Source organism: Rubrimonas sp. (assembly GCF_036788415.1).
GTDB lineage: Bacteria > Pseudomonadota > Alphaproteobacteria > Rhodobacterales > Rhodobacteraceae > Rubrimonas.
On sequence record NZ_DAIQNN010000037.1, the window covers coordinates 15,065 to 27,799 of the forward strand.

Sequence of the window (12,735 nt, forward strand, 5' to 3'; positions counted from 1 at the left end):
GGCCGGCCATGCTGTTCTTCGAGACGTGGAAAAAGGCGCTGGTCGTCGGGCTGTGCCTGCTCGGCGCTCTGCTGGCCGCGCCCAATCTGTTCTACGACCGCGCCGACGAGGCGGCCCGCGCCCGCGCCGAGATCGCCCGCATCGACGAGCGCGGAGGGGCGGTTCCCGACGCGCTCGCGGCGCAGGCGGCGCAATGGCCGTCCTGGCTTCCGGGCGGCGTGCTCAATCTCGGGCTGGACTTGCGGGGCGGCGCGCATCTTCTGGTCGAAGTCGCGGTCGAAGACGTCTACGTCGAACGCCTCACCGCGCTCTGGCCCGAGGCGCGCACGGCGCTGCGCGACGCGCGCGACGCCGTCGGGCCGTTCCGGCAGATCGAGGACGACCCGCAGGCGCTGACCATCCGCCTGCTGGAACCGACGCCCGCAGGGCTGGAGGCGGCCAGCGAAGCGGTTCAGGCGCTCGCCCAGCCCGTCAGCATGGGGCTGATGGGGGCGGGCGGCCCCAATCTGACAGTCGAGACCGTCGCGCCGGACATCGTGCGCGCGACGCTCTCGGACGCCGAGCGCGCCGCCTCGCTCGAACGCACCATGGCCCAGTCGCTCGAGATCGTGCGCCGCCGCATCGACGAGGCGGGCACGCGCGAGCCGACGATCCAGCGCCAGGGCGAGCGGCGGATTCTCATTCAGGTGCCTGGGATCGGCTCGGCGGAGGAGCTGCTGGCGCTGCTCGGCGAGACCGCCAAGCTCAGTTTCCATGAAGTCGTCAGCCAGACCCAGAACCCCGACGCGCCAGCGGGCCCCGGGGCCTTCGTCGCGCCCGACGCCGAGAGGCCGGGCGAGTACTACATTCTCGAACGCGTCCCGACGGTCAGCGGCGAGAACCTCGTGGACGCGTCGGGCGGCTTCGATCAGGACGGCCGGCCCGCCGTGCTGTTCCGCTTCGACACCACCGGCGCGCGCCGCTTCGGCGACTACACGCGCCAGAATGTCGGGCGCATCTTCGCGATCGTGCTCGACGGCGAGGTGATCTCGGCGCCGCGGATCATCTCGGCGATCACCGGGGGCTCGGGGCAGATCACCGGGAATTTCACGGTCGAGGAGGCCAACCGGCTGGCGATCCTGCTGCGCGCGGGCGCGCTGCCCGCGCGCATCGAGGTGCTGGAGCAGCGCACGGTCGGCCCCGATCTCGGCGCCGACAGCATCGCGGCGGGGCGGCTCGCGACCATGATCGCCTTCGCAGCGGTGCTGGCGCTGATCGCGCTCTCCTACGGCTTGTTCGGGCTGTTCGCCAATGTGGCGCTGATCTTCAACGTCGCGCTGATCATCGGCGTGCTGTCGGCCATCGGCGCCACCCTCACCTTGCCGGGCATTGCGGGCATCGTGCTGACCATCGGCATGGCGGTCGACGCCAACGTGCTGGTCTTCGAGCGCATCCGCGAGGAGATCCGCCGCGCCCGCCCCGCCGTCCGCGCCATCGAGGCGGGCTACGAGCGGGCCTTTTCCGCCATCATCGACGCCAACGTGACGACCTTCATCGCCGCGTCGATCCTGTTCGTCATGGGGTCGGGGCCGGTCAAGGGCTTCGCGGTGACGCTCGCGATCGGGGTGGTCACGTCGGTCTTCACCGCCTTCATGGTGACGCGGCTGATGGTGGCGACCTGGTTCGCGCGAGTCCGGCCCAAGGCGCTGCCGATCTGAGGGAGATGCGCGATGCGGATGAGCGAAGTGCGCTTCCCGCGCGGCGCGCCGGTGACGGGCTACGGGCCGGAGGGTTTCGAGATCGGCGGCGTCTGGCATGCCGGCGCCGTGCTGCTGCTCGGCGCCGTCTCGGCCTGGCGGCCCGCGGCGCCGCTCACACCCGCCTGCTTCGCCGAGGCGCTGGCGGCGGTGGATCGCTTCGACCTGATCATCCTCGGCACGGGCGCCGACCTCGCCCCGCCCCCGCCCGAGACGCGCGCGGCGCTGGAGGCGGCGGGGTTCGGCGTCGAGATCATGGCGACGCCCTCGGGCTGCCGCACCTACAACGTGCTGCTCGCCGAAGACCGCGCGGTCTGCGCGGCGCTGCTGACCGTCTGAGGAAACGCGCCGCGGCCGGTCCGGCGCATGGTTTCCGCCCTGCGGCATTCGGGTTATATGGGCCGCGGGGCGCGCCGCGCGCCGCCCTGAGCTTAAAACCAATCCTGACAGGGGGCCCCAATGGCTTTCGAGCTGCCCAATCTTCCCTACGCCCATGACGCGCTCGCCGCCGGCGGCATGTCCCGCGAGACGCTGGAATACCACCACGACCTGCACCACAAGGCCTATGTGGACAACGGAAACAAGCTGCTCGCGGGCTCCGGCCTCGAAGGCAAGTCGCTGGAGGAGGTGATCGTCGCGACCTATGGCGACGACACGAAGGCGGGCCTGTTCAACAACGCCTCGCAGCATTGGAACCACATCCAGTTCTGGGAGATGATGGCGCCGACCCCCGGCGGGATGCCCGGCGCGCTGGAGGCGCGGATCAAGGACGCGTTCGGCTCGGTCGAGAAGTTCAAGGAGGACTTCGTCGCCGCGGGCGTCGGCCAGTTCGGCTCGGGCTGGTGCTGGCTCGTGCTCGACAAGGGCGCGCTGAAGGTCACCAAGACGCCGAACGGGGTGAACCCGCTCTGCTTCGGCCAGACCGCGCTGCTCGGCTGCGACGTGTGGGAGCACTCCTACTACATCGACTTCCGCAACAAGCGCCCGGCCTTCATCCAGAACTTCCTCGACAAGCTCGCGAACTGGGAGAATGTCGCCGACCGCCTCGCCGCAGCCGGCGGCTGAGGCGACGGGTCATCTCCGGGCCCTGGGGGGCGACGCCTCCCAGGGCCGCTCCGGCCAATCGTGCCTTGGATAGCGCCCGCGCATCTCCTTGCGCGCGTCGGCCCAGCCGCCGCGCCAGAAGCCCGGCAGGTCGAGCGTCAGGGCGATGGGCCGACCCGCCGGCGACAGCAGCGCCAGCCGCAGCGGCGCGCGCCCCAGCATCGGGTGAATGTCGAGACCGTAGAGCTCCTGCGCGCGCAACGCGACAGTCGGCGGGTCCTGCGCGTAATCCACCGCATGGGAAGAGCCCGAGGGCGCGGCGAAGCGGGCGGGGGCGGCGCGGTCGAGCAGCGCGGCGCCGTCGCGGCCCAGCAGAGCGCGCAAGGGCGCGAGAAGGTCGAGCGCGGCGAGGTCCTCGGCGCTGCGGGCAGCGCCGAACCAGGGCGCGAGCCAGTCCTCCAGCCCGTCGCGCAGCGCGGCGTCGGAGACGTCGGGCAGGTCAGCGCCCTGCGCCCGCGCCCAGAGGATGCGGGCGCGCAGCGCCTGCGCGGCGTCGGTCCAGCCGAGCGCCTCCAGCCCCAGCGCGCGCACGCCGGCGCAGAGCGCCGCCGCAACTTCCTCGGGCGCTGCGTCGCGCAGAGGGCGGGCGCGCAGGGTGAGAGCGCCGAGGACGCGCCGCTCCTCCGCCTCGACCCGGGCCGTTCGCGCCGACCATTCGACGACGCGGCGCGTCCCGATGCGCGCGCCCGCCGCCGCCTCCAGATCGTCGGGTGAGAGCACGGCGGCGAGGCGGATCGCGGCTTCGCGCGGATCGCCGTCGAGATCGGCGGCGACGAGCAGCGGCGCGCCGGCCAGCGCGTCCTCCGCCGCCAGCGCCGCCCCCTTGCCGCCCGAGAGCAGATGGCGCGGCGCGGGGCCGGGCCGGCGCTGGGCGATCCGGTCGGGCCAGCCGAGGGCGAGCAGGCCGCCGGCGCGCTCGGGGCGGATCGGGCCGCGCGCCCCGGTCGCCAGCCGCAGCCGGCGCAGCGCCTCGGCGGCGCGCGCCAGCGCCGCGCGGTCGACCGCCAGACCGCGCAACGACGCGAACCGGCGCGGATCGGCCAGCGCCTCGAGGCGCAGGGCCAGATCGACGCCGGCCCGCTGGCCGGGAACGCGCAGCGGGTCGCGCTCGGACAGGATCGCGGCCAGCGCGCAGGCGGTCGCGCGTTCGTCCTGCGGGGCCTGCGCGACCATCGCGGCGAGGCGGGGATGCAGCGGCATCGCCGCCATCGCCCGGCCCGTCGCCGTCAGCGCGCCCGCCGCGTCGAGCGCGCCGAGATCGCGCAGCAGGGCGCGCGCTTCGGCGAGCGCGGGGGCCGGCGGCGGGTCGAGAAAGGCGAGGCCGGCGCCGTCGGGCGCGCCCCAGAGCGCGAGGTCGAGCGCGAGGCCCGCCAGATCGGCGGTGAGGATTTCGGGCGGCGCGAAAGCCGTCATCCCGCCCTCGGCCCCTTTCGTCCAGAGCCGCAGGCACAGGCCGGGGCCGAGCCGCCCCGCCCTGCCCCGCCGCTGGTCGGCTTCGGCGCGGCTCGCGCGCTCGGTGATCAGCCGGCTCATCCCGGAGCAGGGATCGAAGCGCGACCGCCGCGCCAACCCCGAATCGATCACGATCCGCACGCCCTCGACCGTCAGCGAGGTCTCCGCGATCGCGCTCGACAGCACCACCTTGCGCCTGCCCGGGGCCGCAGGGGCGAGCGCGGCCTGCTGGCGGGCGAGCGGCAGGTCGCCATGCAGCGCATGCAGTTCGGCGTCGGCGGGCAGGAGCGCCGACAGGCGCGCCGCGACGCGGGCGATCTCGGCCGCGCCCGGCAGGAAGACGAGCGCGTCGCCCGCGGTCTCGGAAAGCGCCGACTGAGTCGTCTCGGCGACGGCGTCCGTCAGACGGCCCGGCGCCACCGGCGCGTCGCGCCAGCGCGTCTCGACCGGGTGCAGGGTTCCCTCCGCCCGCAGCCGCGCCGCATCGCCCATCAGCGCGGCGAGCGCCTGCGCGTCGAGCGTCGCCGACATCGCGATCAGCCGAAGTTCGGGGCGCAGGGCGGCCTGCGCCTCGAGACAAAGGGCCAGCCCGAGTTCGGCCTGCAAGGCGCGCTCGTGGATCTCGTCGAAGATCACCGCGCTCACGCCGTCGAGCGCTGGGTCGGACTGCAGCATCCGCGTGAGCACGCCTTCGGTGACGACCTCGATCCGGGTGCGGGGGCCGGCGCGCGTTTCGCCGCGGATGCGCAGACCGACGGTCGCGCCAACCTCCTCGCCGAGCAGCGCGGCGAGGCGCGCCGCGGCGGCGCGGGCGGCGAGGCGGCGGGGCTGGAGCATGACGATCCGCCCCCGCGCCCAGGGCGCGCCGCGCAGGGCGAGGGGGACGCGGGTGGTCTTGCCGGCGCCGGGCGGGGCCTCCAGCACCGCGTTGGGCGCGGCGGAGAGCGCGTCGAGCAGGGCGGGCAGCGCGGCGTCGACCGGCAGGGCGGGGCCGGGAAGCTGGGGGGCTGGCGGAGGCTGTCCGGACGGCGGCGGCTTCGACATCGCGGCCCTCATGCCCGCCGGCGCGCGCCCTTGCAAGCAACCGAAGCGCCGCCCATGTTGTGCGCACAGGGCCGTCGCCGGGATCGGGGCGGCCGCAGCAGTCGCTTTCGGAGAAAGGGCTCGCATGACCCGCGCGAACTTCGCCTCGCACCCCTTCCTGCTCGGCTTCGAGCAACTCGACCGTCTGGTGGAGCGGACCGCCCGCAGCGGCGAAACCTATCCTCCCTACAACATCGAGCAGCGGGGCGAGAACGCCTATCGGATCACGCTCGCAGTGGCCGGGTTCGCGGAATCCGACCTCTCGATCACGGTCGAGGACCGCCAGCTGATGATCCGCGGCCGTCATGCCGAGGAGGCGGGGTCGGAGCGCGTTTTCCTCCATCGCGGCATCGCCACCCGGCAGTTCCAGCGCGCCTTCGTGCTGGCCGACGGCGTGGAGGTGTCCGGCGCCCATCTCGATTGCGGCCTGCTGCATGTCGATCTCGAGCGCGTCGCGCCCGAGAACGTCGTGCGGACCATCGAGATCGGGCGACGGGGCTGAGGCGCCCCGGACCCGACGCAGGCAGGAGGCGCAACGCCATGACCGACGAGCAGATGAAGCCCCCGATCGAGAGCCGGATCGTCTATATCCGCGCCGTCGATCCGGAGGAGATACCAGAACCCGCCCGCAGTCAGGCGGGGACGGACCATTTCTATGCGATCCACGACGCGCAGGGGAACCGGCTGGCGGTGACCACCGACCGCAGCGCCGCCTTCCGGCTCGCGCGCGAGAATGCGATGACGCCCCTTAGCGCGCACTGAACCGGGCGAGGCGACTGCGGCGCCGTCCCTCCGGCGCGTCGGGGCGGCGCCCGCTCCGACCGCGCGCGCCCTGCCATTTCGGGGTCGCCGGCACGGGTTTCAGCGGATTTTCATAAATTTGCGTCAATCAACGGGCTCCCCGCACGCAGGAGCCCGAAATGGCCGCACACCGACCGGCGCGCGTCGCACTCATCGACGACAATCCCGACGACCTCCTGCTCGCCCGCCTGTTCCTGCGCCGCGCGGGCATCGCGCTCCCGTTCGACAGCTGGCCGACCGGCGCGCGCTTTCTCGACGCGATGGCGCGCAACCCCGATCTGGCCCCCGACCTCGCCCTGGTCGACCTCAACCTGCCGGTCCTCAGCGGGGCCGAGTTGCTCGCCCGCGCCCGCGCCGAACGCTGGGCGCGGGCGACGACCTTCGCCGTCTGCACCGGCTCGACCGACCCCGCCGACCGCGCAGCGGCCCTCGATGCGGGCGCGGCGGCCTTTCTGTCCAAGCCGCTGACCGAGGCCAGCCTCGCGGCGCTCTGCGTCGCCGCGCCCCGCTTCACGCTGCGCGCAGGGGCGGATGGCCTGCGCCTGTTGACGCTCGGCGCGCGCGGGTGAGCGACGGTCCCGCCGCCTTCGTCGCCGGGTTCGGCGCCTCCGCCGGCGGGCTCGAGGCGCTGATCTCCATGGCGCGCCGGCTTCCCGCCGCGACCGGCGGCGCGTTCGTCGTCGCCCAGCACGTCGCGCCGGCGCACAAGAGCCTGCTGCGCGACCTGCTCGCGCGCCGCGCCGATCTGCAGGTCGTCGAGTTGACCGCCGAGCCGATCCCTCCGGCGCCGGACGTCATTTACGTCACCCCCGCCGGCGCCGACGTCGCGCTGGAGGGGGGGCTGCTGACGCTGCGCCCGGCCAGCCTCGCGCCCGCCGCGCCGAAGCCGTCGATCGACCGGCTGTTCGCCTCGCTCGCGGCCGAGCTGGGCGACCGCGCGGTGGCGGCTGTCCTTTCGGGGACCGGCGCCGACGGCGCGGCGGGGCTGCGCGCCGTGCACGACGCGGGCGGCGTGACCATCGTCCAGGATCCCGACGGCGCGAAGTTCTCGGCGATGCCCGAGGCCGCGCTGGGCAGCGGGTGCGTCGATCTGATCCTGCCGCCCGAGGAGATCGGCGCGCTCTTCGACCGCGTGGTCGGTCGCTCCTATGCGCCGGGGCTTCTGCGTGCCGCGAACGCGCCCGAAGACCTGTCGGCCCGGCTGATCGCCGCGCTGCGCCGCGCGCAGGGCCTCGACTTCTCGGCCTACAAGCCCGCGATGCTGCGCCGGCGCGTCGAGAAGCGCATGGACGCGCTCGGCTGCGGCGATCTGGAGAGCTATGTCGCGCTCGCCTGCGAGAGCCCTGCCGAGCTGCGCGCGCTGAACCGGGCGCTGCTGATTTCCGTCACGTCGTTCTTCCGCGACCCCGAGGAGTTCGAGGCGCTCCGGCCTCGCCTCGCCGGCCTGCTCGCGCAGCTCGGCGACGCGGCGCTGCGCATCTGGGTTCCCGGCTGCGCGACCGGCGAGGAGGTCTGGTCGATCGCGGCGCTGCTCGCCGCCTCGCCGGCCGGCGAGGCGGCGCTGCGGCGCGGGCGTGTGCGCATTCTCGGCACGGACGTCGACGAAGCCGCCCTCGCGGCGGCCCGCCGCGGCCTCTATTCGGCGGCGGATGTCGCGCAGGCGCCCGAGGCTCTGGGCCGCCAGTTCGCGCCGGCCGGCGAGGCGGGGGGCGACGCGGGGGGCGACGCGGGAGGCGGCTGGGCCAGTCCGCTCCCTTTGCTGCGCGACGCGGCGACCTTCGCGCGCCATGATGTGCTCACCGATCCGCCCTGCGGCGACCTCGGGTTGATCAGCTGCCGCAACCTTCTGATCTATCTCACCCATCGCGCTCAGCGCGGCGCGCTTGAGCAGATGCGGGTCGCGCTTGCGCCGCACGGTCTGCTGTTTCTCGGCAAGGCCGACAGCGCCGCCGCCCATCCCGACGCCTTCCGCGCCGAGCCCGGCGCGCCGCGCATTCTGCGCCCGGTCGGGCGCGCCCCGGGTCCGGCGGCCCGGGCGTCGGCGCGCGCCCGCGCGCCTGCACCCCGCACGGTCGCCTCCGCGCCGACGCCCGATCTGTTCGAGAGCCTCGCCGAAGCCAGCGGCGACGGCGCGGCGCTCCTGAGCGCCGATCTGCGCGTCCTGCGCCGTTTCGGCGAGAGCGCGGAGTGGTTGCGCCCGGCGCCTGCGGAGATCGGAGGCGCGGCGCCGGAGCTGCGCGCATGCCTCGCCCCGCGCTGGCGCGCCGAGGGAGCGGCGTTGGTCGAGCGGGCGCTCGCCGACCGCCGCCCCGTCGAGACCCCGCCCCGCCCGGCGCCCGGCGATCCCGCTTCCGTCGAGACCCTGCGCGCGGCGCCGCTGACCGACGCCGCGCGCGGCGACGCCTTCGCCCTGCTGAGCCTCCGCCGCAGCCCCGCCCGCGCTGCGCGCGCCCGCGAGGCGGCGCTCGCCGACGCGCTGGCCGCGTGCCGGCGCAGCCTCGACCGCGTCGGCGGCGAGGCCGAGGCGGCGCAGGAGGCGCTGCGAACCCTCAACGAGGAGATGCAGACCGCCAATGAAGAGCTGCAATCGACCAATCAGGAGCTGCAGACCGCCAATCAGGAGCTTCAGGCCGCCAATGAGGAGATGACCACGGTCAACGAGGAGCTGGAGCTGCGCTCCCAGCAGCTCAACGACACGGCGGCGCATCTGGAGGCGGTGCTGCGCGAAATCGCCTCGCCGGTTCTGGTCGCCGACCGGATGCTGCGGATCAGCGGGGCGAGCGCGGCGGCGCAGCGGCTTTTTCCGGGACCGCCCGGCGCCGAGGCCCCGGCGCTCGACGCCTGCCCCGGACCGGCGGGCTTTCCGCCGCTCGCGCCGCTCTTTCGCGAGGCGATGGCGCGCCGCGCGCCGATCGGGCGCGAGATCGACTGCCCCGACAGCGCCTGGTCGATGACCATCGCGCCCTTCGAGGACGCCTCGGGCGGGCTCGCGGGCGCCGTGGCGATCTTCGCCGACCAGACCGAGCGGCGCGCGCGCGAGGCGCGGTTGCGCGACGCGATGGAGAAGCTCGCCGCCTCCAACGCCGAGCTCGAGCGGTTCTCCTACGTCGCCTCGCACGATCTGCGCGAGCCGGTGCGCACGCTGGCGGGCTTCGCGGAATGTCTCGGCGACCCGGCGCTGGCGCTCGAGGCGGAGGAGCGCGCCGAGCTTCTCGCCTGCATCCGCGACAATGCGCGCCGGCTCGGCGAGATCATCGACAGCCTTCTCGCCTTCTCGCGAATCGACCGCGAAGTGCAGATCGAGGATGTCGATCTCGACCAGATCGCGCGCGAGGCGCTCACGTTTCTGGCGCGCGGGATCGCCGATTGCGGCGCGCATGTCGAGGTCGGCCCGCTGCCCACCGTGCGCGCCAGCCGCGTCCACATGCGCCAGCTGTTCCAGAACCTCGTCGGCAACGCGCTCAAGTTCCGCTCCGAGCGGCCCTGCCGGGTCCGCATCGGCGCCCGCCGCGCGCAGGGCGCGCATCTCGTGACCGTCGAGGACAACGGCGTCGGCGTGCCGGAAGCGGCGCGGGACGTCATTTTCGAGGTGTTCCGCCGCCTTCATCCGCGCTCTGAGGTCGAGGGCGCCGGGCTGGGCCTGTCGATCTGCCGCAAGATCGTCGAGCAATATGGGGGGCGGATCTGGTGCGAGTCGAACCCCACCGGCGGCGCGGCCTTCCGCTTCACCCTCCCGTCGGCCTGAGCGTCTCGCGCGGTGCGCGAAATGGGCGGCGCCTTGCACTTCGGGCGCGTTTCTTGTAAGAAGCTCGCGCGACGTTGCTATGCTATCTGATCACTGCGTGTCTTCGGCGGCAGTCTCGATACCTGAACGACAGCGCCAGAGCCGCCGCATCTCGCGGGCGGCGAACAGACACGAAGGATACGACCATGGCTCAGGGCACCGTCAAGTGGTTCAACGCCACCAAGGGCTTCGGCTTCATCGAACCGAAGGACGGCGGCAAGGACGTTTTCGTCCACATCTCGGCCGTCGAGCGCGCCGGCCTGCGCACCCTCAATGACGGCCAGGCCGTCAGCTACGACCTCGAAACCGGTCGCGACGGGCGCGCTTCGGCGGCGAACCTCGTCGTCAACTGACGAACAGCTTCATTTTCGAGGCTAACTGGCGGCGCTCCGGAGTTCGGAGCGCCGTATTTGTTTGCGAACAGGGGTTCGCCTTGCGTCGCCCTGTCGCGGGCCGGGCTTTCTCGATTGTCGCACCCGACCAAGGGCGATCTTAACTTCGCCTTAATGATTCTGTTAAAATTTGACCTTGCCGGTGATGGAATTTTCCGTCGTGTATGTCCGGCGACTCCCAGGAAGGACGGCCGCTCCCATCGGCCGTCCTTTTGCGTTCAGAGCGCGAGTTCGACCCACATCGGCGCGTGATCGGACGGCTTCTCCCGCGCCCGCGCCGCGCGGTCGACCCCGCAGTCGCGCAGCCTGTCCGCGGCTTGCGGCGTCAGCAACGCATGGTCGATCCGAATGCCGTCGTCGCGCCCCCACGCCCCCGCCTGATAGTCCCAGAAGGTGTAGCCCGGATCGGCCCGAAGCGCCCGCCAGGCGTCGGTCAGCCCGAGGTGGACGAGGCGCCGCCACGCCGCCCGCGATTCGGGGCGAAAGAGCGCGTCCTCGCGCCACGCGTCGGGGCGCTTGGCGTCTTCGGGCTGGGGAATGACGTTGTAGTCGCCCGCCAACACCGCGATCTCCTCCGCCGCGAGGATCTCGCGCGCGCGGGCGGCGAGCCGGTCCATCCAGCCGAGCTTGTACTCGAATTTCGGGCCGGGCGCGGGGTTGCCGTTCGGCAGATAGAGCCCGCAGACGCGCACCGCTTTCCCCTCGCCCTCCCCCTCGGCGATGACGACGCCTTCGATCCAGCGCGCCTGCGCGTCGCTCTCGTCGCCGGGAAGACCGCGCCGGACCTCCTCGAAAGGCCGCTTCGAGAGCAGCGCCACGCCGTTGAAGCCCTTCTGCCCATGCGTCTCGACGTGATAGCCGAGGTCTTCGACCGCCTCGCGCGGGAAGCCCTCGTCGACCGACTTGATCTCCTGCAGCGCGGCGACGTCGGGGGCCGCCTCGCGCAGCCAGTCGAGCAGCTCGGGCAGGCGCGCCTTGACGCCGTTGACGTTGAACGTCGCGATCTTCATGGGGGCCTCCCGCCGATCCGCGCGCGACTCTACCCTCGCGCTCACGACCGCGGAAGCGCAGCGCGCGCCGGCGCGGCCCACGCGACTTTGGTCGCGCTCCAAAAACGGGCGAAATTCATTTCAAATCAACGTGAAGTTTTGGAAGCAGCCTGCGGTTTGCCCTTATGTCCGACGTCCCGAGCCCTCGCGAGCGCAGCCTCGACGGGCGGGAGCGTCTCGGCGCCATGCTGGTGGCGCGAGGCGCGTTGACGGCTCAGCGCCTCAGCGACGCCCTTGCGATCCAGCGCGCTCACGGCGGGCGGCTCGGCGAAATCCTCGTGCGCCGGGGCTGGTGCGACCCGCGCGCCTTGGCGCAGACCGCCGCCGATCAGGCCGGCGTCGCGCTGATCGACCCCGAAGCCGCGCCGATCGACCCCACGCTGACCGACCCGGCGCACATCCCGCGCTGCGTCGCCCGGCGCGTCGCGCCCTGGCGGCGGATCGGCGGAGAGGTGGTGCTGGTCGCCGCCGACGCGGACGCCGCCGAGCGCGCCCTGCGCGAGGCCGGCGCGCCGCCGGGGCGCTACGCGCTGGCCGAGCCCGCGGCGCTCGCGCGCGCGCTCGCGGCGGCGTTCGCGGAGCCCCTCGCGGCGCGGGCGTCGGAGCGGGCGCCGCTCGCCGTCAGCGCGCGCGCGCCGATGCCGGCGGGCCAGCGCGCCGGGTTCGCGGTCCTCGCGCTGCTGATCGCGGCGAGCTTCGCGCTCGCCCCGGCGCAGGCGGGGGCGTCGCTGTTTCTGCTGCTGGTCGGGCTCAACGCGCTCAACGCCGCAGCCCGGATCGCCGTGCTCGGCTTTGCGCTGCGCGCGCCCTCGGATCCCGAGCTGCGGCGCAGCCCGGGCGTCGCGACGCTGTCCGCCGCCCGCGCCCGCCCGCGGATCACGCTGCTGATCCCGCTTCTGCGCGAGCCCGAGGCGATGCCGACGCTGCTCGAGGCGCTCGAGCGAATCGACTGGCCGCGCGACCTGCTCGACGTCAAGCTGATCCTCGAGCATGACGACGGCGCGACCCGCGCCGCGCTGGAGCGGCTGGGCGTTCCCCCTTTCGCCTCGGTGCTGGTGGCGCCGCCGGGCGGGCCGCGCACCAAACCGCGCGCGCTGAACTTCGCGCTCGACTTCGCCGAGGGGGAGATCGTTGGGATCTACGACGCCGAGGACCAGCCCGAGCCCGACCAGCTGACGCGCGTCGCCGACATCCTGCGCGAGGCCGGCCCGGAGGTCGCCTGCGTGCAGTGCCGCCTCGCCTACTACAACCCGCGCGAGAACTGGCTGACCCGCTGCTTCACCATCGAATACGCGATCTGGTTCGACGTGTTGCTGCGGGGGTTCCGCCATCTC

The 12,735-nt window shown here is 73.5% G+C and carries 11 protein-coding genes; 9 read left to right on the forward strand and 2 right to left on the reverse strand.

Annotated elements, in window-relative coordinates; all coding sequences use genetic code 11:
- The first annotated feature begins 8 nt into the window (after nt 1–8).
- The 3 genes from secD to V7Q31_RS10405 all read left to right on the forward strand — a co-directional run bounded on the left by secD (nt 9) and on the right by V7Q31_RS10405 (nt 2,801).
- Nucleotides 9–1,697 (forward strand): protein translocase subunit SecD, encoded by a 1,689-nt coding sequence (gene secD / locus V7Q31_RS10395; protein WP_333833748.1) that lies wholly within the window; start codon nt 9–11, stop codon nt 1,695–1,697.
- Nucleotides 1,698–1,709: 12 nt separating this feature from the next.
- The gene (locus tag V7Q31_RS10400) at nt 1,710–2,075 is read left to right on the forward strand and encodes an Mth938-like domain-containing protein (RefSeq protein ID WP_333833749.1); all 366 of its coding nucleotides are present in this window, start codon (nt 1,710–1,712) and stop codon (nt 2,073–2,075) included.
- A gap of 120 nt (nt 2,076–2,195) precedes the next feature.
- On the forward strand, nt 2,196–2,801 hold the full coding sequence (locus V7Q31_RS10405) for a superoxide dismutase (protein ID WP_333833751.1): 606 nt from the start codon (nt 2,196–2,198) through the stop codon (nt 2,799–2,801).
- Between the two features lie 9 nt (nt 2,802–2,810).
- On the opposite strand, the gene hrpB is transcribed toward V7Q31_RS10405, so the two are convergent.
- Nucleotides 2,811–5,336 carry an ATP-dependent helicase HrpB gene (gene hrpB, locus V7Q31_RS10410; RefSeq protein ID WP_333833753.1) on the reverse strand — a complete coding sequence of 842 codons (2,526 nt, stop codon included), beginning with the start codon at nt 5,334–5,336 and terminating at the stop codon, nt 2,811–2,813.
- A 124-nt stretch (nt 5,337–5,460) separates the two neighbouring features.
- Between hrpB and V7Q31_RS10415 the strand changes: the two genes are divergently transcribed.
- The 5 genes from V7Q31_RS10415 to V7Q31_RS10435 all read left to right on the forward strand — a co-directional run bounded on the left by V7Q31_RS10415 (nt 5,461) and on the right by V7Q31_RS10435 (nt 10,313).
- A complete protein-coding gene (locus V7Q31_RS10415) occupies nt 5,461–5,877 on the forward strand; it encodes an Hsp20 family protein (protein ID WP_333833754.1) in 417 nt (138 codons plus the stop codon).
- A 38-nt stretch (nt 5,878–5,915) separates the two neighbouring features.
- Nucleotides 5,916–6,137, forward strand: a complete 222-nt coding sequence (locus V7Q31_RS10420) for a DUF1150 family protein (protein WP_333833756.1) — start codon at nt 5,916–5,918, stop codon at nt 6,135–6,137.
- Between the two features lie 158 nt (nt 6,138–6,295).
- Nucleotides 6,296–6,745 (forward strand): response regulator, encoded by a 450-nt coding sequence (locus V7Q31_RS10425; protein ID WP_333833757.1) that lies wholly within the window; start codon nt 6,296–6,298, stop codon nt 6,743–6,745.
- Complete coding sequence (locus V7Q31_RS10430) at nt 6,742–9,921, forward strand: chemotaxis protein CheB (RefSeq protein WP_333833759.1); 3,180 nt, start codon at nt 6,742–6,744, stop codon at nt 9,919–9,921. Before V7Q31_RS10425 ends, V7Q31_RS10430 begins: the two co-directional genes overlap by 4 nt.
- A gap of 185 nt (nt 9,922–10,106) precedes the next feature.
- Complete coding sequence (locus V7Q31_RS10435) at nt 10,107–10,313, forward strand: cold-shock protein (protein WP_333833761.1); 207 nt, start codon at nt 10,107–10,109, stop codon at nt 10,311–10,313.
- A gap of 257 nt (nt 10,314–10,570) precedes the next feature.
- Here the strand turns inward: V7Q31_RS10435 and xth are convergent, their stop codons facing one another.
- Complete coding sequence (gene xth / locus V7Q31_RS10440; protein WP_333833763.1) at nt 10,571–11,362, reverse strand: exodeoxyribonuclease III; 792 nt, start codon at nt 11,360–11,362, stop codon at nt 10,571–10,573.
- Nucleotides 11,363–11,586: 224 nt separating this feature from the next.
- On the opposite strand from xth, the gene V7Q31_RS10445 reads away from it, so the two are divergent.
- Nucleotides 11,587–12,735 (forward strand): glycosyltransferase (locus tag V7Q31_RS10445; RefSeq protein WP_333833764.1); only part of this gene is annotated, 1,149 nt, incomplete at its 3' end.

Coding starts and splice junctions, on each gene's coding strand:
- secD (WP_333833748.1), top strand. CDS start 9: ATGCTGTTCTTCGAGACGTGGAAAAAGGCGCTGGTCGTCGGGCTGTGC.
- V7Q31_RS10400 (WP_333833749.1), top strand. CDS start 1,710: ATGCGGATGAGCGAAGTGCGCTTCCCGCGCGGCGCGCCGGTGACGGGC.
- V7Q31_RS10405 (WP_333833751.1), top strand. CDS start 2,196: ATGGCTTTCGAGCTGCCCAATCTTCCCTACGCCCATGACGCGCTCGCC.
- hrpB (WP_333833753.1), bottom strand. CDS start 5,336: ATGTCGAAGCCGCCGCCGTCCGGACAGCCTCCGCCAGCCCCCCAGCTT.
- V7Q31_RS10415 (WP_333833754.1), top strand. CDS start 5,461: ATGACCCGCGCGAACTTCGCCTCGCACCCCTTCCTGCTCGGCTTCGAG.
- V7Q31_RS10420 (WP_333833756.1), top strand. CDS start 5,916: ATGACCGACGAGCAGATGAAGCCCCCGATCGAGAGCCGGATCGTCTAT.
- V7Q31_RS10425 (WP_333833757.1), top strand. CDS start 6,296: ATGGCCGCACACCGACCGGCGCGCGTCGCACTCATCGACGACAATCCC.
- V7Q31_RS10435 (WP_333833761.1), top strand. CDS start 10,107: ATGGCTCAGGGCACCGTCAAGTGGTTCAACGCCACCAAGGGCTTCGGC.
- xth (WP_333833763.1), bottom strand. CDS start 11,362: ATGAAGATCGCGACGTTCAACGTCAACGGCGTCAAGGCGCGCCTGCCC.